This is a genomic window from Chrysiogenes arsenatis DSM 11915, from assembly GCF_000469585.1.
GTDB classification, from domain to species: domain Bacteria; phylum Chrysiogenota; class Chrysiogenetes; order Chrysiogenales; family Chrysiogenaceae; genus Chrysiogenes; species Chrysiogenes arsenatis.
The window spans coordinates 204,107-228,543 of record NZ_AWNK01000007.1; the positions used below are offsets into that span (position 1 = coordinate 204,107).

Sequence of the window (24,437 nt, forward strand, 5' to 3'; positions counted from 1 at the left end):
TATGCATTTATTGCCTTATTATTAGCTAATGGCAGGTTTTGGCTTGGGATATGGTTAGTAAATGTGCATGTATGTGGTCTTGAAAACATATCTGGTTTGGTGTTGAGGTTATTGCCTAATAAAAAAGCCCCGCGGCACTATGGCTGCGGGGCATCGAAATTGAGAGGCGGGCGTATTAGTACGCGTAGTACATCTTGAATTCGTATGGGTGTGGGCGAAGTGAGAGCGGCTTGATTTCGTTCTCGCGCTTGTATTCAATCCATGTTTCGATAACGTCAGGAGTGAATACATCACCCTTGAGTAAGAAGTCATGGTCGGCTTCGAGAGCGTCAAGTGCTTCGCTTAGGCTGCCTGGCATAGATGGAATAGTTGACAATTCAACTGGGTCAAGATCGTAGATGTTTTTGTCAAGCGGCTCGCCTGGGCTGATTTTATTCTCAATCCCGTCGAGGCCAGCCATCAGCATGGCACTGAAGGCGAGGTATGGGTTAGCGAGTGGATCAGGGAAGCGCACTTCTATCCGCTTCGCTTTTGGTGAAGTCGCAATTGGAATCCGGATAGCAGCGGAGCGGTTGCGTGAGCTGTACGCCAGCTTGTTTGGTGCTTCGAATCCTGGAACAAGGCGCTTGTAAGAGTTCGTGGTGCAGTTTGTGAAGGCAGCCAGTGCATTCGCATGTTTGATGATGCCGCCGAGGTACCAGAGAGCTTCTTGACTGAGGCCAGCATAGCCGTTGCCGCCGAAGAGTGGTTGACCGTTTTTCCAGATTGACTGGTGACAGTGCATGCCGGAGCCGTTGTCTCCAAACAGTGGCTTTGGCATGAAAGTAACGGTTTTATTGTTTTGAATAGCAACGTTGCGTACAACGTACTTATACATTTGTACGATATCAGCTTGGCGCAGGAGGCCGTCAAAGCGCACGTCAATTTCGCACTGTCCGGCAGTTGCTACTTCGTGGTGGTGAGCTTCTACGTTGATGCCGATGGCTTGCATTTGCTCAACCATTTGGCAGCGAAGGTCGTGGAGTGAGTCTACTGGGGGAACTGGGAAGTAGCCGCCTTTAATGCCTGGCTTGTACTGGAGGTTCGGCATTTCGTCAGCGCCAGTATTCCAAGAGCCTTCCTGAGAGTCGAGGAAGTAGAAAGACTGCTGTTCGGATGAGTCGAAACGAACATCGTCAAATATGAAGAATTCGGGCTCTGGGCCAAAGTAAGCTTGGTCGCCTATGCCGGTTTGTCTGAGAAATTTCACGGCTTTTTCAGCGATAAAGCGTGGGTCACGCGTGTATTTTTCGGTGGTGATCGGATCGACAATATCGCAGCAGAAGACAACAGTTTTGCGACGGAAGAATGGGTCGACGAAGGCTGAGGTGACGTCTGGAACAAATGTCATGTCGGAACTATGGATTTCGCACCAGCCGCGAATTGATGATCCGTCAAAGCCTAGGCCGACTTCAAGGATGTTCTCGTCAACGTGTGCAGCTGGGATTGTGATATGCTGCCAAGTTCCCATAAGGTCGGTAAAGCGGAAATCAACAGACGCCACGCCTTCGTTGCGGATATAGCTGGCGGCTTCATCAATCGTCTTGAACATGTGTCACCTCGTAGTATTTAATGGAAATGCTAAATAGTAGTTTTGGGCTGTGAGTTTATATGGCGTCTTCGTCGGTTTCGCCAGTTCTGATGCGGACGACTTTTTCTACTGGAAGAACAAAGATCTTCCCGTCGCCAATGCGGCCAGTGCGTGCGGTTTCGACGATAGCGTTCACGCAATCATCTACGGCTCCGTCTGGCACGATGAGTTCGATTTTAACTTTTGGCAGGAAGTCGATGACATACTCTGCGCCACGGTAGAGTTCGGTGTGTCCTTTTTGGCGGCCAAGTCCCTTGACTTCACTTACGGTGATCCCTTGGATGCCGATGGCTTCGAGCTTTTCTTTTACGTCGTCGAGTTTGAACGGCTTGATGATGGCTTCTATTTTTTTCATGTTGCACACTCCTGAGATTTTTTCGGCGCAGTACTTGATTAGCAAGTGTGCTGCCAAGTGTTAAAGGTATAGGTTATGTTTAGGTTTACATAGGTTTTACTGAGTTGACATCTTGGTTTCTCTCTATTTTTTGTGCAAAAAGATAAATCACATTTCATATTTTAAGGCACAAGAGTGCCTAAGAATGAGGCAGATAGTGCGAATCGTTTTTGTGTTTAACAAGGTGGCGGTTTCGTAGGTTTGATGAAATGTAGAGGAGTGAAATTAATACTATCATCTTATGTTTTATTTTCATTTATAGTTGATTAAAGTATTGTTAATAATGGTGTAAGCAATGGTTTATCTCGTGCGTAGTTATGCTTTATGAACCATAATGAACTATTGTTATGAGAATTTTTTTAATGCAATATTGATTTTTATAATGTATTTTAGCACTCTGTTTTAAAGCAGCAAGTCTCATTTTTAGAATAAATTATAAGTGATTATCTGCACAATCAGTTTTGATTTGCTTAGGTTAAATCATTTATAGTTTGTTTTTAGCATTTGAAGACTTTTTACTGCAGTTCGTAGGGAATTACTGCCTGAATGCGGAAATATAACGAGGAGGTGTTGCATGCGGCCGGAGTTTCCCCTTACCCTATATTGGAATTTGGGTGTTGTGTTGCGAGATTTAAAGCACGTTGATTCAGAGTTTTTACGTACTTTCGATGTAGGCCCAGCGCAGTTTAAGGTTTTGTATTACATCAACTCATGCCGGAATGGGGCGAACCTGAAGGAAATTGCGCAACTCATGGACGTTTCTCCAAGTAACGCAAGTCGCTTGGTCGAGAAGTTGGTTCAGAAAGAGTGGGCAGATCGGGTTGTTTCGCCGGAAAGTAAGCGCGAAATAATCGTGAAAATTACTCGTGAAGGAAAGCGGATGCTGCGCAAACTCGCACCAGAACAGCGACGTGTAATGCAGAATTATTTACATTCGCGCACGTCTGGTGATCAGCTGGAGAAGTTAAATGGACTTTTACAGTTGATTATGAAGGATGAGGTGGTAACCGAGGCGTAAGCAGGTGTTTTCTGCTTTACCCATAATGGGCTTTACGGTAGCATCTGCCAATCACATGTACGTTTTTAAGGCAGGTGTGGAATATGCTTCAGTCAATGGTTGATTTTCTTCTCAGCACCATCGGCACCCTTGGGTACGGTGGTGTTGTTGCGTTGATGTTTTTGGAATCCTCATTTTTCCCCTTTCCAAGCGAAGTGGTGGTGCCGCCGGCGGCTTACCTTGCGGCACGCGGAGAAATGCACCTTGGTTTAGTCATACTCTGTGGTACGGGCGGAAGTTTGCTGGGTGGATTATTTAACTATTGGATTGCTATGCGTTATGGGCGTCCTTTTTTTGAGCGTTACGGCCGTTATTTTTTTGTAAAACCAGCGCATCTTGATCGTGCCGAGCAGTATTTTCAGCGTCATGGGCACATCAGTACGTTTATTGGTCGACTGATTCCAGGCGTGCGGCAGTATATTTCGCTTCCTGCTGGAATCGCGCGGATGAATCTCTTACTTTTTGCTTTGTTTACCTCGCTTGGTGCAGGGATATGGGTCGTTATTCTGGCTTTGCTAGGTTATTGGTTGGGCAGTAATGAGGCACTCTTACATGAGTATTTGCAGCAGGCGATTATTTCGCTTCTGATTCTGTGCACTCTATTGGGTGCGGGGTATTTTTTCTGGCAGCGCAAAAGGGCGTCACTTGACAAAAGTCAGTGATCATTTTGCTCAAATGAATGCCTTTGGGGATGCGCGTGAGCCTTTTGTTTGTGTGGTTGATTTTACCGGTGCGGTAGGGCATGTTTTCCCGCTTGCATCATTGCCCGCTACTGTTGCTATCGCTTGTGATGGCAGGCACTATGGTGTGTCGCATGCGCAGATGGCTGCCGCGGAAGGTGTTGCTGTTAGGGTGTCAAATCCCCCTGCATATGATGAATATGCGAATCGCATAGCGTGTATCCATCAGGCAATGCGTCGTGGGGACACGTATCTTCTGAATTTTACCTGCCGTACGCCGGTAACGCTTCATGGCACGCTGGAGTCGGTTTTTTTTCACGCTGCTGCTCCTTTCCGTTTATTGTGGCGCAACCGTTTTGTCTGTTTCTCTCCCGAACGCTTTATCCGTATCGCGCACAACCAAATTGCTACCAGCCCGATGAAGGGGACGGTGGAGGCCTCTTTGCCTGACGCGTTGGGAACGCTTTTGAGGAATCCGAAGGAGCGTGCCGAGCACGTGATGGTCGTCGATTTACTGCGGAACGATCTTTCGCTGGTGGCGTCAAATGTGCGGGTAGATCGCTTTCGCTATGGGCATCAAATAGTGGCTGGCGGGAGACATTTGTGGCAGACAAGCTCTGATATTGTCGGCACACTTACGGATTCATGGCACGGAAGTATAGGCACTATGCTGCAAAAGCTTTTGCCAGCGGGTTCAATTAGCGGTGCTCCGAAGCGCAAAACGGTAGAAATCATCCAGGCGTGTGAAACGTACGAGCGGGGATTCTATACCGGAATTTTTGGCGTGTATGATGGGGAAACGTTTGATTCTGCAGTAATGATACGTTTTCTGGAGCAGGATGGCGACGCGTACTTCTATAAAAGTGGTGGCGGCATTACAATTGAAAGTGATCCAAGGCAGGAATATGAAGAGATGATCGGGAAAATATATGTCCCCGTGCTTTGAAACGATTTTGGTTGTTGATGGTGTGCCGCAGCACGTGGAGTATCATGTGGGCCGTATAGGGCGCACGTTGATGGAGTGTGGGTGCGGCATGCGCGATATGGCGGGCGCGGTCGCAGAAGCTCTCTCAAAAGTCTGTGGTAGTGCGACACAAGAGCGTTGTCGGCTGGAGTACGATGGTACGGGCATTCTTGGCGTTTATTGTCAGCCATATCGGCGTACATTGCCGTGTGCGATTGTTCCTGTGGAGGGGAGCAGCATTGCTTATTGTTGTAAGTGGTGTGATCGTAGCGAGCTGGATGCGTTGCGGCGCCATGCGATTCAGCGTGGAGGAGATGAGGCGTTGATTATTCGCAATGGTTTGGTGACCGATACGACCATTGCGAATGTCGCGTTTTGGGATGGTACGCGCTGGCTAACCCCAGAAATGCCACTTTTGTGCGGCACGACGCGTCAGCGGCTGCTTGAATCTGGTGGTGTTGTGGCGACTGAAATTCGAGTGAGTGATATTTCCCGGTTTTCAGCGGTTGCGCTCATGAATGCACTGGTCGGTTTTGCTCCTTTGGATATTTCAACATGGCAGCGACTTCAGGAATCGAGTGTTTCCTGGGGGCGGCATGGTAATGATCTCTTCTGATAGAAAAGAAAAGTAATAAGACAACGTTTGATTTATCTGCTTATGTCCTATATAAGTCCCATATTGTTCAGTGACAACGAAAAATTGTCCGACATTGGAGAGCTTTATGGATGTATTCTTTCCTCAAGAATTTCAAAATAGCAAATACCAAAATATGTTTGATACGTTAAGTGATCAGGAGCGCGGATTGCTGTATCAAGAGTTTCTTGGTGTAGCGTTGCGTCGTCGCTTTAAGCCGAAATCACTGCGGGATGGGTTGGCAAAAACGGATCGACGCCTGCGATTATCGGCATCGGTCTGGCGCCGGGATCGATCGGTTGTGTTGCATTACCTTCGCCTTGTCGTGCGGCACTACACTCTTGGCTCTACCATCATGCGGATTAAACGTTACTTTGGCCTCCAGCTTCCGCCACCTTCACCGGGCTGTATTCGCGATAGTGCTGCCATTGTTGTGGCGTTACTATTTTTAAATCGGCAGCGTGAAGTGCTTGATTTTCATTTGAAAATTGCTGCAGAGCAATTGCATCGTGAAAAGACGGGAAGTTTTTTCATTATGGCATTGATGGGTTTTTTGCTCGCTCGGACACTTTTTGATACGGTTGAGGTGGGCAATGCTCTTGATTCCTTGCGGTCGCAGATGATTCATGGGGAGACGCCGCTTGGTGCAGAAATGGAATTTAGTAATCTTGGACATCTGGCTCCCGCTGGTGCTCGCTGGCAAGGGTTGACGTGTTGGAAATCATGTCGCTCAGACGAGAAATTCCACAATATGCGTTTATATTATGATTTTCATCTCGATCATGTGTGCTGGCGCTTGGGCGGGTATTTGGATCATCATGTGCGTTGGCGTAAATATGTGGCACTTCCATTTCTGCGAGTAGGCGGATTTTTCGAGTATAGTCTCGTGCGACTTGATTATGCGCGGAAACGAACGCTCCCTTTTACGACCGATACGGGATTACTGGCAACGGCGATTGAGTCATTGGTTGAATTTAGTGGCGACATCATGCCGTTTAGTCTGCATGTCAATATCGAAAAGAGGGCAACTGCATCGCTTGTGCCGTCACTCGATGATCTGAAAATTCTGTTTCTGCTCGGTGGCGACTTTCATGTCGATGAAAACGGCAGGATGATGGAGCGGAGAATGGGTCGCGATGAAATCCGTGGGATTATGTGTACACGTAATCATATGAGTGGCCGAGATAATCGCTTGCACGAGGTGGTTGAGTTTAGCTTCTTGCGTCTGCGCCGTGCTGGTGAGTATCTGTTGCCGCTGTCAACGCTCTTGCTGGTATTGCAGGGATACTTGCGTGTCTATGAAGTGACGGCAGGGACTATTGATACGCAAGCCGCTTTGGTGCAGTGGGCAGTTGAGCCAAGAAAGGTTGCGCCACAGTCGCTGGACGTGTTTTGTGAAAATATTCATGCTGGGCTTCGTGAAATAAATGCAGGGCACGACATTGAAGGGTGTATGGCCGCTTTGCGTCGTGCCCTCGAAATCCGGCAGGGAATGCTGCCAGATTAATATGCGCTGGTGAGCGTTAGCGGGCGACGACTTCGGTCAGGATGTATCCTTCATCGTCAAGAACTTCTTCCAGTTCTTCTTGGGCTATTTCTTCGTCTGATTCGAAGGATGCCTTGCCGCTTGGGGCACTGACGCGTACGGCGCTCACGCCGTCAAAGTTCAGTAGAATTTCGCGGACGTGCTTTTCACAATTTGAACAACTCATACCTTCAATAGTTAACTGATAGCGAATGCTCATCTCATTGACCTATCCTTGGGTGTTTTTCATGTCCGCATAAAACTCACGGACGTCTTTTATCTTGCCACAGTACATGGTGCCTTCTGGGCATATGCCGCGAACGCAACCAGGTCCTGATTCGCAGAAAATAGAGGGCGCTACAGCCAAGCAGTGGCGTAGCATTTCGTCGGCCATAAGTTTAATTTCCCACTGGGCGCGGTTGCAGCAACGCAGTGAGAAAAAGTGGAGCAATTCTCGCGCATTCATCGTGATAATAATTTTCGTCTCGCAAGCATTTGGTAAAACAAAACGCGCATCTTCCGCGGGAATGCCCGCGGCCAGTGCTTCGTCATACCACTCTTGAATCAATGCCATTCGTGAGCTGAACCATTCATTTCCCAGTGTTGCCGAGATGGTTGGTGGTTCTATGTAGCCAAATTGGTTCTGTTTTACATATCGTTGTGACTGCTGTGAGTAGCTAGCGAGTCTATGGCGCACTAATTGGTGTGAGCATGCGCGCGAAATACCTTCGACGGCAAAGGTAAAACTCACATGTTCGAAGACGCTGAGGTGCCCTAAATCGCGTATTTTTGCTACAAACTGCTCCTTTTTTTTCTGATCGTCGCACACCAAGTCGGTGATGGTGCTACCGCTATAGCACAGGCGTGCCGCTGCGAAAACAGAACCTTCTGGGTCATCTGTATGTTTGAGAAGAGCAACTTGTAATGGGGTGCGCATAACGACTCCAAGAGGGTTGAAGAGGAGACCTCTTCTGTATTCATGAAAAAATAAAAACCCCGCTTATAGTGAATAGAAGCGGGGGTAAACCTTTTCTCGGAAAAACGACTATTGTGCGGCAGCGTATTTCTTGCGGAAGCGTTCAACGCGTCCGGCGCTATCCATGTTTTTCGCTTGGCCAGTGTAGAGTGGGTGACATTGCGAGCACACTTCTACTTTAAAGCCTTCAACTTTTGTTGAAATAGTTTCGATAACATTTCCGCACATGCACTCGACCGAAATCGGTGCCACCACCGGATGGATTCCTTCTTTCATGCTCTTTGCTCCTTGTATAATAGAAAAAATTAATGACGTTCATTGGTCACACGGCCAAGTAAACTACCACTGTCGAAAAGTGATTTCAAGTGGAAACTCTGCTACTTATGCATTGTCTCGAAAAACATCTTATTGTCTTTCGTGGAGCCAAGGCGGTCAACCATAAATTCAATTGCTTCTTGGGGCTGCATGCTTTGCAGGAATTTACGCAGAATCCACGAGCGGCGTAGCTCTTCTTCGCTGAAAAGCAGCTCTTCGCGCCGTGTCGAACTTTTCAGGATATCGATCGCTGGGAAAATCCGCCGTTCGGCAAAGTTGCGGTTCAGGTGGAGTTCCATATTGCCGGTGCCTTTGAATTCTTCGTAGATAACTTCGTCCATTTTCGATCCGGTATCAACCAGCGCCGTTGCCATAATCGTGAGCGAGCCACCCTCTTCTATTTTCCGTGCGGCACCAAGAAAACGCTTGGGCTTGTGGAGCGCGTTAGCGTCCAAACCGCCGGAAAGGACGCGGCCACTGTGTGGAATAACCGTATTATAGGCTCTTGCGAGGCGAGTAATCGAATCGAGTAAGATAATGACATCTTTGCGGTGTTCGACTAAGCGTTTGGCTTTTTCAACCGCCATTTCCGCGACCTGAATGTGGCGCATCGGTGGTTCGTCGAAAGTAGAAGAAACCACTTCGCCAATAACCGAGCGCTTCATATCGGTCACTTCTTCCGGACGTTCGTCGATCAGCAGGACAATCAAGTGTGCTTCTGGGTGGTTGTGGGCAATCGATTGCGCGATATTTTGCAGTAGAACCGTTTTTCCGGCTTTCGGCGGAGCAACTATCAAGCCGCGCTGACCTTTACCAATCGGACACACAATATCAATCAGGCGCATCGAAACATTACCCGGCCCTGGCGCTTCCATGATAAGGCGCGTATCGGGAAAAAGTGGGGTAAGGTTATCAAAGAGCATTTTGCTTTTTGACTTTTCTGGCTCCGTATAGTTGATGCTTTCGATTTGCAGGAGGGCAAAGTATTTTTCGCCATCTTTCGGAGGACGGATTTCCCCTTCGATGGTGTCGCCAGTCTGCATGTTAAAGCGCTTGATTTGGCTCGGAGATACATAAATATCGTCGGGGCCGGGCAGATAGTTGTAATCGGGCGCACGCAGGAAACCAAAGCCATCGGGGTGAACTTCAAGGACACCGCCGCCGAAAATATGGCCGCCTGTTTTGGCATGTTTGATCAGAAGATTGAAAATAAGATCTTGGCGCTTCAGAACGCTGACGCCTTCAATGTTGGCCTCATGAGCCATTTGCATCAGTTCCCCGATAGGGGTAATTTTTAGAACATTTAAGTCCATAGTGAGGAAGTACTCCAGAGTGAAATAAGGGAAAAAGAGCAAAAGAAGGGGACAACGGTAGTGAACGCATTTGAGGGTTGGTAAGTGGCTGCTTTGGGTTGCCCGCAAGGCAGTGCTGCATTGGGATAACGGTGTGATAGTTAAACGCTTTGATGTGCGAAGTCAATGGAAAAGCGTAATCAGTTTCGTGTAGATGCAGAAAATTGCCGTCGAATGGCAGGAAAAAGGGGCTCAAATACAGCGGTATTTTTTATCTTGAGTTTGGTGAGTAGTTGTTTTATTTTGACGCAAGTCACTCGAAATGAATAACTTTCAGAACTCTTCTGCGGGAAGTATTTTCGGTGATCTTTTAGGAATAATATGGTTTTTTATTTTGAAAAATTTATACAAGGAGTGACGCATGAGTGATTTTTCTGCCAAAACCAAGGCTGACTGGGAAGCGCTTGCCAAAAAAGAACTAAAGGCGGATACACTGGACGCAATTACCTGGCAAACAGCAGAAGGAATTGCGGTCAAGCCGCTCTGGACCAAAGATGACATGGCGAATCTGGCGCTGACCGATACCATGCCGGGTCTGCCTCCATTTTTGCGCGGGCCACGCGCCACCATGTACGCTGGTCGCCCTTGGACCGTGCGTCAGTACGCTGGGTTTTCTACTGCCGAAGAATCAAATGCGTTCTATCGCAAAAACCTCGCCGCTGGTCAGCAAGGGCTTTCTGTTGCGTTTGACCTTGCCACACACCGTGGGTACGACTCCGACCATCCACGCGTCGTGGGCGATGTGGGAAAAGCGGGCGTAGCGATTGACTCGGTTGAAGACATGAAAATCCTGTTCGATCAAATTCCTTTGGCCGATGTTTCCGTTTCCATGACCATGAACGGCGCCGTGTTGCCCGTCCTTGCTGGCTACATTGTGGCGGCGGAAGAGCAGGGCGTGTCGCAGGAGAAGCTTTCAGGAACGATTCAGAACGATATCCTGAAAGAATTTATGGTGCGTAATACCTACATTTACCCACCCGCTCCGTCGATGCGCATCATTGCCGATATCATTGAATACACTTCGCAGAAAATGCCCAAATTCAACTCCATCTCGATTTCCGGCTACCATATTCAGGAAGCAGGCGCTAACGCCGTACAGGAGTTGGCCTTTACGCTGGCGGACGGCCTTGAGTACGTCCGCTGCGCGCTCGATAAAGGGCTGGATGTCGATGCGTTCGCCCCACGCCTTTCCTTCTTCTTTGCCATCGGCATGAATTTTTACACCGAAGTGGCCAAACTCCGCGCCGCGCGCTACCTGTGGGCGAAGCTGATGAAGCCGTTCAATCCCAAGAATCCAACTTCTATGGCGCTGCGCACCCACTGCCAAACTTCTGGTTGGTCGCTCACCGAACAAGATCCATATAATAACGTGGTGCGGACGGCAATCGAAGCGATGGCCGCCGTCATGGGCGGCACGCAGTCGCTCCACACCAACGCACTGGACGAAGCCATTGCGCTGCCAACCGAGCATTCCGCCCGTATTGCGCGCAACACGCAGCTTATTATTCAAGAAGAAACCAATATCTGTCGCGTGGTTGACCCTTGGGCAGGTTCGTACATGATGGAAAACCTGACGCAATCGCTCATCGACGAAGCGTGGAAGCTCATCGAAGAGATCGAAGCGATGGGCGGCATGACAAAAGCGGTTGAAACCGGCATGCCGAAACTCAAGATCGAAGAGTCGGCGGCGCGCAAGCAAGCACGTATTGACCGTGGCGAAGATGTCATTGTCGGCGTCAATAAATACAAGTTGAAAAACGAAGATCCAATTGACGTGCTTGATATCGACAACACCGCCGTGCGCCTGTCACAGATCGAGCGACTCAAAGCGATTAAAGCAAAACGCAATCAGCAGGCGGTTGATGCGGCACTGGCCGCGCTGACGCAGGCCGCCAAAGATGGCAGTAATAACCTCTTGGCGCTGGCTGTTGATGCTACGCGTGTTCGGGCGACCGTTGGTGAAATTTCTGACGCACTTGAAAAAGTGTATGGCCGCCACAGCGCGGAAATTAAAGTCATTTCGGGGGTATATGGCGGCGTGTACGAAGGGGATGTAAAATTTGCTGAAATCAAAAAAACCGTGGCTGATTTTGCGACCCGCACTGGCCGTCGCCCACGGATTTTAATGGCGAAAATGGGTCAGGATGGACATGACCGTGGCGCCAAAGTTGTGGCCACCGCGCTCGCTGATATGGGCTTTGACGTTGACCTTGGACCACTGTTCCAAACACCAGAAGAGTCGGCGAAAATGGCGGTAGAAAACGATGTTCACGCCGTTGGCGTATCGTCGCTCGCGGCGGGTCATAAAACGTTGGTGCCGCAACTGGCAGAAGAGCTGCGTAAACTCGGTGCCGAAGACGTGGTGATTGTCGTGGGCGGCGTTATTCCACGTCAGGATTACGATGCCCTGTACGCTGCCGGAGCGTCGTGCATTTTCGGCCCAGGAACCGTCATCACCGAATCGGCCGTGCAGCTGCTGCAAGCCATCGAGAAAAAACAAGCCGCCTTGTCGTAACGGCTTACTGGAATGGATCCTATTGTAGAACATTTGGCAGACGGTATCGCCAGAGGGCAACTGCGCTCTCTGGCGAAAGCCATTACGCTGGTCGAAAGTAAACTCCCAGAACATAACCAACTCGCAGGACAACTGCTGGAAAAACTGCTGCCGTTCACCGGAAATGCGCTGCGCATCGGCATTACTGGCGTTCCCGGCGTTGGAAAAAGTACCTTTATCGAAGCCTTTGGACTCCATTTAATTGAACGTGGCCATAAAGTCGCCGTGCTTGCAGTCGACCCATCCTCGCAAATTACCGGCGGCAGCATTTTGGGCGATAAAACCCGCATGGAACTGCTGAGCCGTGAAACGAACGCCTATATCCGCCCTTCGCCCGCTGGGGAAACCCTTGGAGGCGTGGCACGGAAAACCCGCGAAGCCATGCTGATCTGTGAAGCGTACGGCTTTGATGTGGTGCTGGTGGAAACCGTTGGCGTGGGACAGTCGGAAGTGACCGTGGCGCAAATGGTGGACTTTTTTCTGCTGCTGCAACTACCGAACGCTGGTGACGAGCTGCAAGGGATCAAAAAAGGGGTGATGGAGCTGGCTGACGGCATCATCATCAATAAAGCCGATGGCGATAATCAGCCGAAAGCACAACTGGCGCGGGCGCAGATTGTCAACGCGCTGCATATTCTTAGCCCCCGTTCACCAAACTGGCAGGTGCCGGTTCTGCTGGCGAGCGGCCTAGCAAAGCAGGGTATCGACGCCGTGTGGGACATGCTTGGTAAGTATCGCAGCGCGATGATGGAAAGTGGCGAGTTTCAGGAAAAACGGTCGTGCCAGGTCGTGGACTGGATGTGGTCGATGCTGATGGACGAAGTCAAAGATATGTTTGTGCAAAATCGTAACGTCGCCAGCCTGTTGCCGGGATTGCGCGAAGCGGTACACCACGGAGTTACCACGCCGGGCATGGCGGTTAAACGGCTGATAGAGGCGTATAGAAGGCCGTTGTTGTGATTGGATTTTCTCTTTTCCGCAATGCCTATTGCCGCACTTTTAAAGTTGTTTATCTGCAACATAACATGCCAAGCTCTCGAACGTATTTTTGAAAAATACGTCGCCACTATTTTGAGCGTGAAGGAGACTTGTTTGCCCTAGAGTAGGACACGCTGACTGCGAATTGTGAATTCTGGCAGCAAAATTATGCGTTGTAAAGCGGGTAAAAAGGTGTGCTATTGTGGTTGTGCGGCAATTCGGTCGAGGGTTCTATGTGGCTCTGGATTTATGCGTTTACAGTCTTATGTAGATTGCCTATATATTGTCAAACTAAAAAAGGGGGAAAAGTCAATATCGTTATGACAACCGAAAATTGACCACCTGTGATCACCGAATTTTGACCACCCTCGGTGGTTAGTAAATTAATCGTACAGCTAAAGGGTTTTCTTTTTTCCTCCTTTCAGAGACTGCTTGAGGCGATAGCTGTCCCAAGTGCATTCGATGATATGGGCGCGATGAGTTAGCCGATCGAGGAGCGCAGCGGTCATATTGTGATCACCAAATATCTGCGTCCAATCAGCAAAGCCAAGGTTGGTGGTAATGATCACCGAACCGCGTTCATGGCGTTCAGCGAGGATCTGGAAGAGTAATTCCGCTCCTTCTTTTGAGAACGGCACGTATCCGAGTTCATCGAGAATGAGCAGGTCAAGCCGGGTATATTTACCGAGTAGGCGATTTAAATCTCTCTCGGTGCGGGCTTCCACAAGATCATTAGCAAGAGTGTAGCCGGTAACGAAGCGTACTCGCTTGCTTTGACGGCAAGCCTCGATACCGAGAGCGGTTGCTAGGTGCGTTTTGCCTGCACCGCTTTTACCCATCAGGATCACGTTGCGGCATTCATTAAGGTAGTCTCCCACGGCCAGATCTCGCATTAGACGCTTGTCGAGTTCGGGTACAGCTTCAAAGTCGAAATTTTCCAGTGTCTTGAGCAGAGGGAATTTCGCCTCTTTAATTCGTCGTTTCTCGTTGTTTTCGGAGCGGATGCGTAATTCCAACTCCGTTAGTTCCAACAGAAATTGGCCATAATCGATTCCGCCGTCTCTGGCCTGACGCAACTGCTGTTCGATGTTGCGAGCCATATTGGTGAGATTGAGAGCTTTGAGATTGTGCTGCACCAGCAAAGCGTCAGCTACTCGACTCATAATCCACCTCCGAGGCAAGCATAAATGGAGATGTCAGCCTTTGGCAGTCGGGCGTAGTGCTCAAGGGGAAAGATCTGCGGTACGGGCTGATTGCGGTGCAATAGATGCTGAATGCCGCCGCTGGCACTGATACCAGCTTCAACGGCTGTCGCGATAGCCTGATGAACATCCTCTGTCGGGTGGTTGCGAAACAGCAGCAGCACCTTAATGAACTCCTTGATGCCACGGTTTTCTCCGTACGTCCGACAGAAGCGCTCCAACAGTTGATGCATCGTCAGTGGCCAGCACTTCTTCCAATCGCGGATAGGGCGGGCACTGTGAAACGCAAGCGGACGTTGCAGGAGGATCTCTAGGTAGTGATCTGGATCCAGTTGCCACTGGTTATTGGCGAACAGGCGACAGTGGTTAGCGACACGTTGTCCCTGAGAGAAGATCTCCACCTGATCAACATGGCAGATCACCCGCAAAGCACGCCCGGCAAAGCGCGTGGGAACCGAGTACCGGTTCTTGTCTACAATAACAGTGGCATATTTATCGGCTTTGGCCGACAAAATCTGGATGTTGGTAAAGGGCACATCNNNNTTATCTCTGCCGCTGATGGTATGACGTCCGTAGGCAACACACTGTTGGAGGAGACGCTCATTGATCTCTTCGAGGGACTGTGCTTCGGGAATCGGCACCAGGAAGTTGCGGCGGGCGAAGCCGACCAACCCCTCAACGCCACCCTTTTCGTGACCGGCACCGGGATTACAGAATCGAGCCTCGAAGTTATGGTAGGCTCGAAAATGGGTGAAGGACTCTTGCTCCAAACGGGCTTTGCCCTGCAAAACCTTGCGCACAGCGGTGGTCAGATTATCAAAGATCAGTCGTGGGAAGACACCGCCGTAAAAAAGAACCCACGCATGAGTGCATCGAAAAAGGCCTGTTGTCTTTCACAGGGGTACAAACGTAAAAACGGTTTGCCAGACCCCTTGGAGCGCATGCAGAAAATCTTGACCTTCAGTGTCTGGCCTTGAATAACGACCACCGCTGTTCCCCAGTCTACCTCAGCTTCTTGACCAAGATCAGGCTCCAAAGGCAAAAAGGCTTTTATGGTGCTGATGCCCAGTCGTTCTTTCGCTTCACGCACGTATTTGCGGACATTGGATTCGCTGCCGGAAAAGTTGTGTTCAAAAACCAGTCGATCATAAATGCGTCTGGCGGTGTGGCGCTGTTTGCGAGGACGATCACGATCATCGGCAAGCCAAGTGTCAATGATCTTCTGGAATGGCCCCAAAACAGGAAACGGCTGATAATGGCGCAGTGAATAACCAGAATACGGCTCACTGAGCGCCTTACGTATAGTGTTGCGCGAATGGCCGGTAATCCGAGATATCTCACTTATGCTTTGCTCATAGACCCGATGAGCCGTGCGAATATGTTCATATTGATCCATCCTAAGCATCCTCTCTCCTTCGATTGCTATGGTAAGCACCATAGTAGCGAAGGGATAATTAGGATGGTCAATTTTCAGTAATCACAAGGCCTCTAAACTGGTCAATTTTAGATTATCAAAACCATTGGTGACATGGTCGTCTGGCACCATTGCCGTAGCAACCATGAACGCCAACTTTGAAGCTGCTAGTGGTCTTGCTACCGGAGTATCGGCTGGTACATCGCTGATCACCGCCACCCTTGGCAGTGTTTCTGGTAACACCACGCTGACCGTCACTGCTGCGACCCTGAGTTCCATCGTCGTGACGCCGGTGAATCCAAGCGTTGTGAATGGTTTGACGCGACAGTTTGTAGCGACTGGTACCTATTCCAATGGTACCTCAGAGAATATCACTTCGTTGGTCACGTGGTCGTCTGGCACCATTGCCGTAGCAACCATGAACGCTAACTTTGAAGCTGCTAGTGGTTTAGCAACGGGTATTTCGGCTGGTACGTCCCTGATCACCGCTACCCTTGGCAGTGTTTCCGGTAATACTACGCTGACCGTAACTGCTGCGACCCTGAGTTCGATAGCCGTAACGCCGGTGAATCCAAGCGTTGTGAACGGTTTGACGCGACAGTTTGTAGCGACTGGTACCTACTCGAATGGTACTTCAGAGAATATCACTTCGTTGGTCACATGGTCCTCTGGCACCATTGCCGTAGCAACCATGAACGCTAACTTTGAAGCTGCTAGTGGTTTAGCAACGGGTATTTCGGCTGGTACGTCCCTGATCACCGCTACCCTTGGCAGTGTTTCCGGTAATACTACGCTGACCGTAACTGCTGCGACCCTGAGTTCGATAGCCGTAACGCCGGTGAATCCAAGCGTTGTGAACGGTTTGACGCGACAGTTTGTAGCGACTGGTACCTACTCGAATGGTACTTCAGAGAATATCACTTCGTTGGTCACATGGTCCTCTGGCACCATTGCCGTAGCAACCATGAACGCCAACTTTGAAGCAACAAGCGGTTTAGCAACGGGTATTTCGGCTGGTACGTCCCTGATCACCGCCACCCTTGGCAGTGTTTCCGGTAATACTACGCTGACCGTAACTGCTGCGACCCTGAGTTCGATAGCCGTTACGCCGATCGATCCAAGTATTGCAAATGGATTTACCAGACAGTTCGTTGCTACCGGCACCTACTCAGACGGCACCTCGGAGAATATCACCTCTTTGGTAACGTGGAGTTCAGGAAACATTGGTGTAGCCACAATGAACCCGAATGGGAATGCCAATAGTGGATTAGCAACCGGCATATCCGTTGGTACCTCAAGTATCACAGCGACACTCTGGACAGTTGTTAGCAATAGCACAACACTTAACGTAACCGCAGAGACCCTCAGCTCTATCGCCGTTACGCCGATCGGTCCAAGTATTGCAAATGGATTTACCAGACAGTTCGCCGCTACCGGCACTTACTCTGATGGCAGTGTTGCAGATATTACCACCAGTGTAACGTGGTCGTCTGGCTCAATTGCTGTAGCGACACTGAACGCTAACTTTGAAGCAACGAGTGGCCTTGCTACTGGAGCATCAGCTGGTACATCGCTGATCACCGCCACCCTTGGCAGTGTTTCTGGCAATACTACGCTGACCGTCACCGCTGCGACCTTAAGTTCAATAGCGGTCACGCCAGTGAATCCAAATGTCGTGAATGGCCAGACCAGACAGTTCGTGGCTATCGGTACCTATTCATCGGGTGACACTGATGACATTACCGCCACGGCAATATGGACATCAGGCGACATTGCTGTGGCTACGATGAATGCTAATGGCAGCGTAACCAGCGGTTTAGCGACTGGTGCTAGTGTCGGCACATCAACGATCACTGCAACAGTAGGCACCACGTCTGGCAATACATTGCTGAACGTAACCGCCATTCTTGCGAACAATCCGACTCCTCCTGCACTTGGAGAAACCGCCCGCTTTGTTATCCTTGCCAGCCAAAAGATTACGACGACGGTTGGCTCCGCCATCGCCGACGGCGATCTTGGGATCATGGATCAGGCACGCACATACTATGAAGGATTTAATGAGCCTGCAAGTGATGGGTTCTTTACGGAACTCACCAATGGGTACACGTATGCACATGATGATATACCGCCAGCGTATGTCATACCAGCACCGCATGCCAGTACCATTGCCTTTATTAACCAGGTAAGAACCGACCTTGGCATTGCGTACACCTTCTTGGCGGCTGATCCGAATCCGACGGCAGCGACGCAAGTCAGTCCAAGTGAACTTGGCACACTGACGCTCACCCGTGGGGTCTACAAAACAGCAGCGAATGTGACCATCTCGACCGGGGCACTCGTGCTTGATGCACAAAATGATCCCGATTCCGTATGGGTATTTGCACTCGGAGGTACACTCACGGCGGGGGCACCAAGCGGCGCCGTCACCTTGATTAATGGTGCGCAAGCCAAAAACGTTTATTGGCAGGTTGCCGGAAAAACGGTTGTTGAGGCCAATACGATTTTCCAGGGAAATGTGTTTTCATGGCCAGAAGTAAATATCCTGACCAATGCAGCCATTACTGGCCGACTGTTTTCCGTAACCGAACAGGTAACACTCCAGTCGAATGCCGTAACCAAAGCTCCGTAAATTTAGATTATCTTTCCAGAAAAGAGGAGGGTCGGTCATCCGACCTGCCCTCCTCTATTTCTCAAGGCAATGTTCTCTTTTGCTTTCTCTGTGTGACCTCTACCGCAAAACTACTAACAACTTTAACCAAGAAAAGGGATACCTATGAACGCCATCAAATGTTCACGAGCTTTTATCGCATTGATTTTTGTAAGTGTCATGCTGCTTCTCAGCGGCTGCGCGACAACAGGGATGGATCGTTCCGTCAATACTTCCAACTCAATCCATGAGGTAGATTTGGAAATTAAAAAAATGACGACGCATATCGATAGCACGTCAGGATCGCTCGAGTCATTGTTTCATGCTGGCCAACCTGATTTGAAAAAGCATTTCGAAGCCTACACCGCTAACCTCAACGATTTGAATACTCAAGGAGAGCGAGTTATCAAACGTGTTGATGAGATGAAAGCCTCAAGTATGGCCTATTTTGCTGAATGGGAAAAACAGGGTGATGTGTATACGAACCCACAAATCCGTCAACTCAGCGCCGAGCGTCGGGCAAAGCTTGCCGCAATTTATGCTCGCGTACCTGAAGCCGGTGCTGGAATCAAGGGAGCATACCTTAATTCCAAGACAAACCTGAATGAGATCCAACTCTACCTTTCTACTGATCTGACCGTTGGTGGTGTACAGGCAATACGCCCCGTAGCACAACAAGCGATTCAGGATTTAGATGCGTTACGCAATTCGATTCAACCGATCGTAGTAGCGCTCGAAGAAATTAACCTTGAACTCTATGGTAGCGGCAAATAACGCTCCATCAACGTCCATGAAAACTAATAGATAGGTGCCATCATGAGAAAATTATCCCAGACTTTCCTCCTCGTAATCTTTGTTGTCTTTGCTATGACTTTTTCCGGCTGTGCTGCCACAAGCGAACGCGAAAGCACTGGTCAATATGTTGACGATACCGTGATAACCACCAAAGTTAAAACCGCAATATTCCAGGATGAAACATTAAAAATGCACCAGATTAACGTCGAAACATTCAAGGGTGTTGTGCAACTAAGTGGTTTTGTCGACTCGGCACTCAGTGTTACGAAAGCTGGCAGTGTCGCCAGAGCAATCCCAGGCGTAACCTCAGTTAAAAACGATTTGCTCGTCAAGTAACCTGGAGGAAATATGTTATGGACTGTTTGTATCATCATGGTCGTCTTATGGGTACTCGGCATTGTAACCTCTAATACGATGGGTGGTCTTATTCATGTTCTACTGATTGTTGCCATTGTTGTCGTACTGGTACGGATTATTCAAGGGCGTAGTGCTTTTTAATGTTGGTTTCTATTGATTCTATTCACCCAATAACAAGAGCTACAGGAGGTTACACTATGCAGACATCAACATTGGTCGGGTTCGCCCTGATTGCAATCGCCGTTATCACCTTTGCGTACGAAGGGATCAATTATACGAGTCGCGAGAAAGTCATTGACCTTGGGTCGATGCAAATGACGGCCGAGACGAAGAAAACCCTCCCCTTACCGCCCATTGTTGGGGTTGTGGCGTTAATCGGTGGGATTGGCATGCTTGTTTTAGGCCGGAAAAAGAGCTAAGCGAGCAGAAAATATCGAAAACGCAATATTATAGCAGGAGAACAGTATGATTATGAAAAGAATTTTGCCTTTGTGCGTGGCCGCGATTGGCACATTGAGTATGGTTTCCTTCGCAACCGCATCACAGCCGTTAGATTATGTTGTGTTAAAGGGTGGCATCTATTCGCCCAGCTCAAATCACCATCTGAGTAACTTTAACGCTGGTGTGAGTACACACCTTGATAGCAAGACCGGCTTTTCTGGTGAAATTGCTTTCGGACATTACTTTGCTCCAATATTTGCGGTGGAATTAGGCATCGGCTACTTCGAAAGTAAAGGGAATGCCGCAGCACAGCCAGGCGAGTTGAAGCTGCAAGTTGTACCCGTCAGCGCTACCGGAAAATTACTTTTCCCGCTTGGCCAGTTTGAACCATACGGATTGGCCGGAATAGCCGCGTACATCACCGATGCGGAAGTCAGCGGCAATTCGAGTGACTTCAATGGGTCAACCGAAATTACCTATGGGTTGCATCTCGGAGCAGGATTTAATTTTAATCTTCCTGAGAACATGTTCGTTGGACTTGAAGGAAAATACCTCTGGGCAGAACCAGAGTTTGGCGGACAACACATTGATCTCGACGGATTTATCACCACGGTTCACGTTGGATTCCGGTTCTAATACACATAAGGAGTAAATACCATGAAATCGAGCACCAAAGACAAAGCAGAAGGGACATTTCACGAAGCCAAGGGGAATGTGAAGGAGTTTATTGGCAAGCTGACCGACAATCCGAAGATTGAAGCGGAAGGTGTGACGGAGCAAAAAGCCGGCAAAATGCAAGTCAAGATTGGGCAAATTGGGTCTGTCAATAATTTTGTGTAAGTAGCGGAAGACATCAATTTTGCATTGGCACCCTCCCCTCAAAGAAAATACAGAACTGATTAAGTGCCGCTTTCCAGTCTCTGATCGGCATTGTCCACTTCTTTGAAATATTGCGTAACGCCATGTAAAAGAGCTTGAATATTGCTTCGTCGTCGGGAAATGCCCCACGGTTCTTGGTTACCTTGCGCAGCGAGTGGTTTAATGATTCAATGGCATTGGTGGTGTAGATTGCCTTTCTGATATCGGGAGGATAGTTGAAAAATGGGATTATTCGCTCCCAGTTGCGGCGCCATGATTGGCTGACCATTGGATGAGTGGCATCCCATTTTGTTTCAAATTGTTCAAGATTCCTCCGCGCCTGCTCTTCTGTTGGCGCGGCATAAATTTCTTTCAAGTCGGCGGCCATCTGTTTGCGCTCTTTCCATGCCACAAAATTCAAGCTATGTCTGACCATATGCACAATGCAGGTTTGCACTTGGGTGTTCGGATAAGCGGCTTCTATAGCTTCTGGGAACCCTTTTAAGCCGTCAACGCAAGCTATGAAAATATCCTTAACTCCACGGTTTTGTAGTCCGTTAAGAATACTAAGCCAGAACTTTGCCCCTTCATTTTCCGCGATCCACATGCCAAGAACTTCCTTTTGTCCCTCCATGGTGACAGCCAACGCGAGATACACTGCTTTGTTGATAATGTGTCCGCCTTGTCTCCCTTTCACCCTGATAGCATCCAGATAAACAATGGGGTAAACTTCATCAAGGGGACGGTTTTGCCATGATTTCACATCGTCAATCACAGCATCGGTTACTTGGGATATTAAGGTGGGGGAAACCTCCACACCATACATTTCTTCCAAGTGAACTTGAATGTCCCGTGTACTCATGCCCAGCGCGTACATAGAGAGGATTTTATCGTCAAAACCATGAAAACGGCTTTGACCTTTGGGGATAATTTTTGGCTCAAAACTGGCGTCGCGGTCACGGGGGACATTGATCTGAAGCTCACCAAACTCACCACTAATGGTCTTTGGATATTTGCCATTACGTGAGTTTCCAGCCTGCTTGTCTGACTTTCCATGTTTGGCATAGCCAAGATGGTCAGTCATCTCTGTCTGCATTGCACGCTCTACAAGTCGCTTTGTTAACTCTTTGAGTAGACCGCCTTCGCCTACAAGATCTTCAGGCTTTTTATAGTTGGCAAGAAGCTGGTCGAGAAGTTCATCGGAAATGGCCATGGGATACTCCTTGAGATATGATCAGAATGGTATCGTAAATGGCCACTTACACAAAATATTTTACACACGCGGAGCTCCGCCAGCAGGTGTTGCTACGTTGACTTCTCTTCTTGTATCGCCGACTGATCCGACTACCATCGCTGGTCTAAGCAGACAGTTTGTGGCCACTGGCGTTTACTCTGACGGAACCTCGCAAGATATCACCGATTCCGTCACCTGGTCATCCAGCATGACTAGTTTTGCTACGATAGGCGCCAATAATGGCCTTGCTATGGGCGTAGCGGCAGGTACATCGAACATTACGGCAACCTTGGGGCTTTTATCTGACAATACCGATCTTACGGTAACTGCAGCTACGTTGGCTTCCATTACCGTAACTCCCGCAAACTCCACCATAGCGAGTGGACTCACGCGGCAGTTTCTGGCTACCGGTATCGACACCGAAGGGATATCGCATGATATTACCGCTACGGTCACATGGAGTTCGGATTCAACTGATTTCGCTACCGTCAATTCCGCTGGTCTTGCCTTGGGTGTTACTGCTGGGGCTTCTGCCATTCGTGCTACGGCTCCGAGTAGCGTAACTGGGGCAACAACTTTGACTGTCACGGGTGCAACCTTGGACTCTATTAGCGTGACACCGGCCAATCCGAGTGTTGTTAATGGTCTGACGCGGCAGTTTACCGCCACAGGGATTTACTCTGATGGCACTTCGCAGGATATTACCGCATCTGCTGTCTGGTCAACAGTTTCGTCCGCTATTGCTACGATAAATGCCAGCGGTCTCGCCACTGGTGAGGCAGCAGGAACGACATCAGTTCGTGCTGCACTGAGCGGTATAAACGGAGCGACCAATTTGACCGTTACTGCGGAAACACTGAGTTCTATTGCGGTAGCACCCCTTAATCCGAGCGTTGTGAGCGGTCTTAACAGACAGTTTACGGCAACCGGAACCTACTCAAACGGCAGCGTGGCAGACATTAGTTCTTTAGTTGTTTGGTCATCAAGCGACATCGCGCGTGCTACCATGAATCCAAATGGAACCGCCAGCAGTGGCCTTGCCACCGGAATTGCGGTCGGTACGGCATCCATTAGCGCTGCAATGGGTGGCCAAACCGGAACGACAACTTTGAACGTTACGGCGGCAACGTTAAGTTCTATTGCAGTAACGCCGGTTACCCCAAGCGTTGCGATGGGATTAACGCGGCAGTTTGCCGCTACTGGCACCTATTCGAATGGCAGCGTGGCTGACATTACTGCTTCGGTGGTCTGGTCATCAAGCGACATCACGCGTGCTACCATGAACCCGAGCGGAACAGTCGCCAGCGGCCTTGCGACAGGTATTTTGAATGGCACTTCTGTTATTAGAGCAACCTTAGGGAGCGTCATTGGGAATACAACCTTGACTGTGACTGCGGTAACGTTGAGTTCTATTGCCGTGACACCAGAAAATTCAAGTGTTGCCAGCGGCCTGATTCGGCAGTTCACTGCCACGGGCACCTATTCTGACAGTAGCGAGGCGAACATTACAGCATTAGTCATTTGGGCATCGAGTGATATTACGCGTGCCACTATGAACCCGAATGGAACCGCCAGTAGTGGCCGTGCGACAGGCGTTTCAGTGGGAACATCTACCATAACCGCTACGCTAGGCGCCGATTCGGATGATACGACTCTGACCGTCACGGCGGCGCTGGCGAATAATCCGACACCGCCTGATCTTGGGGAAACCGAGCGCTTCGTGGTATTGGCGAGCCAGGCGATTACCACGACCCCCGCGCCTATATCATCTATTGCGGATGGGGATTTTGGTCTGTTGGATCAAGCTCGTTCCTTTTATGCCGGATTCACCCCAGGTGTTACTGCTGGCCAATTCGTGGAGCTTACGAACGGGTTATCCTATGCGCCTGATGATGTAACGCCTCCTTATATCGTCCCCGCACCGTATGCTTCGACGGTGGCGTTTATCAATCAGGTCAGAACTGACCTTGGCATTGCGTATACCTTCCTCGCCGCCGACCCGAATCCGGGCGCTGCAACGCAGGTTCTTCCTGTTGAGTTGGGCAACCAGACGCTGACGCGTGGTGTGTATAAAACGGCGTCCAATGTAACCATTCAAACGGGCGATCTGACGCTCGACGCGCAGGGTGACCCTGATTCTGTCTGGATTTTTTCAATCGGTGGAACATTGGCTACCGGTGCTCCGGGCGGGAATATTATTCTTGCCGGCGGCGCGCTCTCCAAAAATGTGTATTGGAGAACGGCCGGAACGACGATTGTCGGTACGAACACAACCTTTCGTGGAAACGTCTTTGCTTGGCCGCAAGTCAACGTAACCACAGGCGCTACGGTCGTCGGAAGATTGTTTTCTGTGACCGAGCAAGTGACCCTAGACAACAATATGGTAACCAAAGCTCCGTAAAGAGCAGCGCCATAACTGAGGGAGCAGCG

General features: G+C 49.5%; 25 protein-coding genes. 15 read left to right on the plus strand and 10 right to left on the minus strand.

Annotated features, from left to right (window positions below; genetic code table 11):
• Window positions 1–175: 175 nt before the first annotated feature.
• Window positions 176–1,591 carry a type I glutamate--ammonia ligase gene (glnA, locus tag P304_RS0106445; RefSeq protein ID WP_051321473.1) on the minus strand — a complete coding sequence of 472 codons (1,416 nt, stop codon included), beginning with the start codon at window positions 1,589–1,591 and terminating at the stop codon, window positions 176–178.
• Window positions 1,592–1,646: 55 nt separating this feature from the next.
• Window positions 1,647–1,985: a P-II family nitrogen regulator gene (locus P304_RS0106450; RefSeq protein ID WP_027389875.1), complete on the minus strand. Its 339-nt coding sequence runs from the start codon at window positions 1,983–1,985 to the stop codon at window positions 1,647–1,649.
• A 613-nt stretch (window positions 1,986–2,598) separates the two neighbouring features.
• Here P304_RS0106450 and P304_RS0106455 point away from each other — a divergent pair.
• The 5 genes from P304_RS0106455 (at window position 2,599) to P304_RS0106475 (ending at window position 6,866) form a co-directional block, all read left to right on the plus strand.
• Complete coding sequence (locus P304_RS0106455; RefSeq protein ID WP_027389876.1) at window positions 2,599–3,042, plus strand: MarR family transcriptional regulator; 444 nt, start codon at window positions 2,599–2,601, stop codon at window positions 3,040–3,042.
• 83 nt (window positions 3,043–3,125) lie between these two features.
• Window positions 3,126–3,743 carry a DedA family protein gene (locus tag P304_RS0106460; RefSeq protein ID WP_027389877.1) on the plus strand — a complete coding sequence of 206 codons (618 nt, stop codon included), beginning with the start codon at window positions 3,126–3,128 and terminating at the stop codon, window positions 3,741–3,743.
• Entirely contained in the window at window positions 3,727–4,707 is a 981-nt protein-coding gene (locus P304_RS0106465; protein ID WP_027389878.1) for an aminodeoxychorismate synthase component I, read from the plus strand. Before P304_RS0106460 ends, P304_RS0106465 begins: the two co-directional genes overlap by 17 nt.
• The gene (locus tag P304_RS14385; protein ID WP_051321474.1) at window positions 4,691–5,341 is read left to right on the plus strand and encodes an aminotransferase class IV; all 651 of its coding nucleotides are present in this window, start codon (window positions 4,691–4,693) and stop codon (window positions 5,339–5,341) included. Before P304_RS0106465 ends, P304_RS14385 begins: the two co-directional genes overlap by 17 nt.
• A 106-nt stretch (window positions 5,342–5,447) precedes the next feature.
• On the plus strand, window positions 5,448–6,866 hold the full coding sequence (locus P304_RS0106475; RefSeq protein ID WP_027389879.1) for a hypothetical protein: 1,419 nt from the start codon (window positions 5,448–5,450) through the stop codon (window positions 6,864–6,866).
• Window positions 6,867–6,882: 16 nt separating this feature from the next.
• On the opposite strand, the gene P304_RS0106480 is transcribed toward P304_RS0106475, so the two are convergent.
• The 4 genes from P304_RS0106480 to rho all read right to left on the minus strand — a co-directional run bounded on the left by P304_RS0106480 (window position 6,883) and on the right by rho (window position 9,488).
• Window positions 6,883–7,104 (minus strand): heavy-metal-associated domain-containing protein, encoded by a 222-nt coding sequence (locus P304_RS0106480; protein WP_027389880.1) that lies wholly within the window; start codon window positions 7,102–7,104, stop codon window positions 6,883–6,885.
• Window positions 7,105–7,113: 9 nt separating this feature from the next.
• Window positions 7,114–7,821, minus strand: coding sequence for an FAD-dependent thymidylate synthase (gene thyX, locus P304_RS0106485; RefSeq protein WP_027389881.1), 708 nt, complete (start codon window positions 7,819–7,821; stop codon window positions 7,114–7,116).
• A 108-nt stretch (window positions 7,822–7,929) separates the two neighbouring features.
• Window positions 7,930–8,136 (minus strand): 50S ribosomal protein L31, encoded by a 207-nt coding sequence (gene rpmE, locus P304_RS0106490; protein WP_027389882.1) that lies wholly within the window; start codon window positions 8,134–8,136, stop codon window positions 7,930–7,932.
• Window positions 8,137–8,237: 101 nt separating this feature from the next.
• On the minus strand, window positions 8,238–9,488 hold the full coding sequence (gene rho, locus P304_RS0106495; protein WP_027389883.1) for a transcription termination factor Rho: 1,251 nt from the start codon (window positions 9,486–9,488) through the stop codon (window positions 8,238–8,240).
• Window positions 9,489–9,888: 400 nt separating this feature from the next.
• Here rho and scpA point away from each other — a divergent pair, with 400 nt between their 5' ends.
• Window positions 9,889–12,042: a methylmalonyl-CoA mutase gene (scpA, locus tag P304_RS0106500; RefSeq protein WP_027389884.1), complete on the plus strand. Its 2,154-nt coding sequence runs from the start codon at window positions 9,889–9,891 to the stop codon at window positions 12,040–12,042.
• A 12-nt stretch (window positions 12,043–12,054) separates the two neighbouring features.
• Window positions 12,055–13,041, plus strand: coding sequence for a methylmalonyl Co-A mutase-associated GTPase MeaB (gene meaB, locus P304_RS0106505; protein WP_027389885.1), 987 nt, complete (start codon window positions 12,055–12,057; stop codon window positions 13,039–13,041).
• Between the two features lie 413 nt (window positions 13,042–13,454).
• Here the strand turns inward: meaB and istB are convergent, their stop codons facing one another.
• From istB to P304_RS17225, 3 genes are all read right to left on the minus strand, one after another.
• Window positions 13,455–14,222: an IS21-like element helper ATPase IstB gene (gene istB, locus P304_RS0106510; protein ID WP_027389162.1), complete on the minus strand. Its 768-nt coding sequence runs from the start codon at window positions 14,220–14,222 to the stop codon at window positions 13,455–13,457.
• Window positions 14,219–15,061 carry a Mu transposase domain-containing protein gene (locus tag P304_RS17665; protein WP_425479991.1) on the minus strand — a complete coding sequence of 281 codons (843 nt, stop codon included), beginning with the start codon at window positions 15,059–15,061 and terminating at the stop codon, window positions 14,219–14,221. Before P304_RS17665 ends, istB begins: the two co-directional genes overlap by 4 nt.
• Before the next feature lie 23 nt (window positions 15,062–15,084).
• A complete protein-coding gene (locus P304_RS17225; RefSeq protein ID WP_201766928.1) occupies window positions 15,085–15,657 on the minus strand; it encodes a transposase in 573 nt (190 codons plus the stop codon).
• A gap of 127 nt (window positions 15,658–15,784) precedes the next feature.
• Here P304_RS17225 and P304_RS14390 point away from each other — a divergent pair, with 127 nt between their 5' ends.
• The 7 genes from P304_RS14390 to P304_RS0106560 all read left to right on the plus strand — a co-directional run bounded on the left by P304_RS14390 (window position 15,785) and on the right by P304_RS0106560 (window position 20,755).
• Window positions 15,785–18,304: an ice-binding family protein gene (locus P304_RS14390; RefSeq protein WP_160165024.1), complete on the plus strand. Its 2,520-nt coding sequence runs from the start codon at window positions 15,785–15,787 to the stop codon at window positions 18,302–18,304.
• Between the two features lie 144 nt (window positions 18,305–18,448).
• A complete protein-coding gene (locus P304_RS0106535) occupies window positions 18,449–19,096 on the plus strand; it encodes a DUF2959 family protein (protein ID WP_027389889.1) in 648 nt (215 codons plus the stop codon).
• Window positions 19,097–19,138: 42 nt separating this feature from the next.
• Window positions 19,139–19,453: a BON domain-containing protein gene (locus tag P304_RS0106540; RefSeq protein WP_027389890.1), complete on the plus strand. Its 315-nt coding sequence runs from the start codon at window positions 19,139–19,141 to the stop codon at window positions 19,451–19,453.
• Between the two features lie 12 nt (window positions 19,454–19,465).
• On the plus strand, window positions 19,466–19,615 hold the full coding sequence (locus tag P304_RS16900) for a lmo0937 family membrane protein (RefSeq protein ID WP_152514498.1): 150 nt from the start codon (window positions 19,466–19,468) through the stop codon (window positions 19,613–19,615).
• A 56-nt stretch (window positions 19,616–19,671) separates the two neighbouring features.
• Window positions 19,672–19,893 carry a hypothetical protein gene (locus P304_RS0106550; protein WP_027389891.1) on the plus strand — a complete coding sequence of 74 codons (222 nt, stop codon included), beginning with the start codon at window positions 19,672–19,674 and terminating at the stop codon, window positions 19,891–19,893.
• A gap of 46 nt (window positions 19,894–19,939) precedes the next feature.
• Window positions 19,940–20,551, plus strand: coding sequence for a porin family protein (locus P304_RS0106555; RefSeq protein ID WP_027389892.1), 612 nt, complete (start codon window positions 19,940–19,942; stop codon window positions 20,549–20,551).
• A 21-nt stretch (window positions 20,552–20,572) separates the two neighbouring features.
• Complete coding sequence (locus tag P304_RS0106560; protein ID WP_027389893.1) at window positions 20,573–20,755, plus strand: CsbD family protein; 183 nt, start codon at window positions 20,573–20,575, stop codon at window positions 20,753–20,755.
• 13 nt (window positions 20,756–20,768) lie between these two features.
• Here the strand turns inward: P304_RS0106560 and P304_RS0106565 are convergent, their stop codons facing one another.
• Window positions 20,769–21,986, minus strand: a complete 1,218-nt coding sequence (locus tag P304_RS0106565) for an IS256 family transposase (RefSeq protein ID WP_027389894.1) — start codon at window positions 21,984–21,986, stop codon at window positions 20,769–20,771.
• 97 nt (window positions 21,987–22,083) lie between these two features.
• Here P304_RS0106565 and P304_RS14395 point away from each other — a divergent pair, with 97 nt between their 5' ends.
• Window positions 22,084–24,408, plus strand: coding sequence for an ice-binding family protein (locus P304_RS14395; protein WP_201766929.1), 2,325 nt, complete (start codon window positions 22,084–22,086; stop codon window positions 24,406–24,408).
• Window positions 24,409–24,437 lie beyond the last annotated feature (29 nt).

Bases quoted from the DNA above. Each gene is read 5' to 3' on its own strand.
- glnA (WP_051321473.1), bottom strand. From the start codon at position 1,591: ATGTTCAAGACGATTGATGAAGCCGCCAGCTATATCCGCAACGAAGGC.
- P304_RS0106450 (WP_027389875.1), bottom strand. From the start codon at position 1,985: ATGAAAAAAATAGAAGCCATCATCAAGCCGTTCAAACTCGACGACGTA.
- P304_RS0106455 (WP_027389876.1), top strand. From the start codon at position 2,599: ATGCGGCCGGAGTTTCCCCTTACCCTATATTGGAATTTGGGTGTTGTG.
- P304_RS0106460 (WP_027389877.1), top strand. From the start codon at position 3,126: ATGCTTCAGTCAATGGTTGATTTTCTTCTCAGCACCATCGGCACCCTT.
- P304_RS14385 (WP_051321474.1), top strand. From the start codon at position 4,691: ATGTCCCCGTGCTTTGAAACGATTTTGGTTGTTGATGGTGTGCCGCAG.
- P304_RS0106475 (WP_027389879.1), top strand. From the start codon at position 5,448: ATGGATGTATTCTTTCCTCAAGAATTTCAAAATAGCAAATACCAAAAT.
- P304_RS0106480 (WP_027389880.1), bottom strand. From the start codon at position 7,104: ATGAGCATTCGCTATCAGTTAACTATTGAAGGTATGAGTTGTTCAAAT.
- thyX (WP_027389881.1), bottom strand. From the start codon at position 7,821: ATGCGCACCCCATTACAAGTTGCTCTTCTCAAACATACAGATGACCCA.
- rpmE (WP_027389882.1), bottom strand. From the start codon at position 8,136: ATGAAAGAAGGAATCCATCCGGTGGTGGCACCGATTTCGGTCGAGTGC.
- rho (WP_027389883.1), bottom strand. From the start codon at position 9,488: ATGGACTTAAATGTTCTAAAAATTACCCCTATCGGGGAACTGATGCAA.
- scpA (WP_027389884.1), top strand. From the start codon at position 9,889: ATGAGTGATTTTTCTGCCAAAACCAAGGCTGACTGGGAAGCGCTTGCC.
- meaB (WP_027389885.1), top strand. From the start codon at position 12,055: ATGGATCCTATTGTAGAACATTTGGCAGACGGTATCGCCAGAGGGCAA.
- istB (WP_027389162.1), bottom strand. From the start codon at position 14,222: ATGAGTCGAGTAGCTGACGCTTTGCTGGTGCAGCACAATCTCAAAGCT.
- P304_RS17225 (WP_201766928.1), bottom strand. From the start codon at position 15,657: ATGGATCAATATGAACATATTCGCACGGCTCATCGGGTCTATGAGCAA.
- P304_RS0106535 (WP_027389889.1), top strand. From the start codon at position 18,449: ATGAACGCCATCAAATGTTCACGAGCTTTTATCGCATTGATTTTTGTA.
- P304_RS0106540 (WP_027389890.1), top strand. From the start codon at position 19,139: ATGAGAAAATTATCCCAGACTTTCCTCCTCGTAATCTTTGTTGTCTTT.
- P304_RS16900 (WP_152514498.1), top strand. From the start codon at position 19,466: ATGTTATGGACTGTTTGTATCATCATGGTCGTCTTATGGGTACTCGGC.
- P304_RS0106550 (WP_027389891.1), top strand. From the start codon at position 19,672: ATGCAGACATCAACATTGGTCGGGTTCGCCCTGATTGCAATCGCCGTT.
- P304_RS0106555 (WP_027389892.1), top strand. From the start codon at position 19,940: ATGATTATGAAAAGAATTTTGCCTTTGTGCGTGGCCGCGATTGGCACA.
- P304_RS0106560 (WP_027389893.1), top strand. From the start codon at position 20,573: ATGAAATCGAGCACCAAAGACAAAGCAGAAGGGACATTTCACGAAGCC.
- P304_RS0106565 (WP_027389894.1), bottom strand. From the start codon at position 21,986: ATGGCCATTTCCGATGAACTTCTCGACCAGCTTCTTGCCAACTATAAA.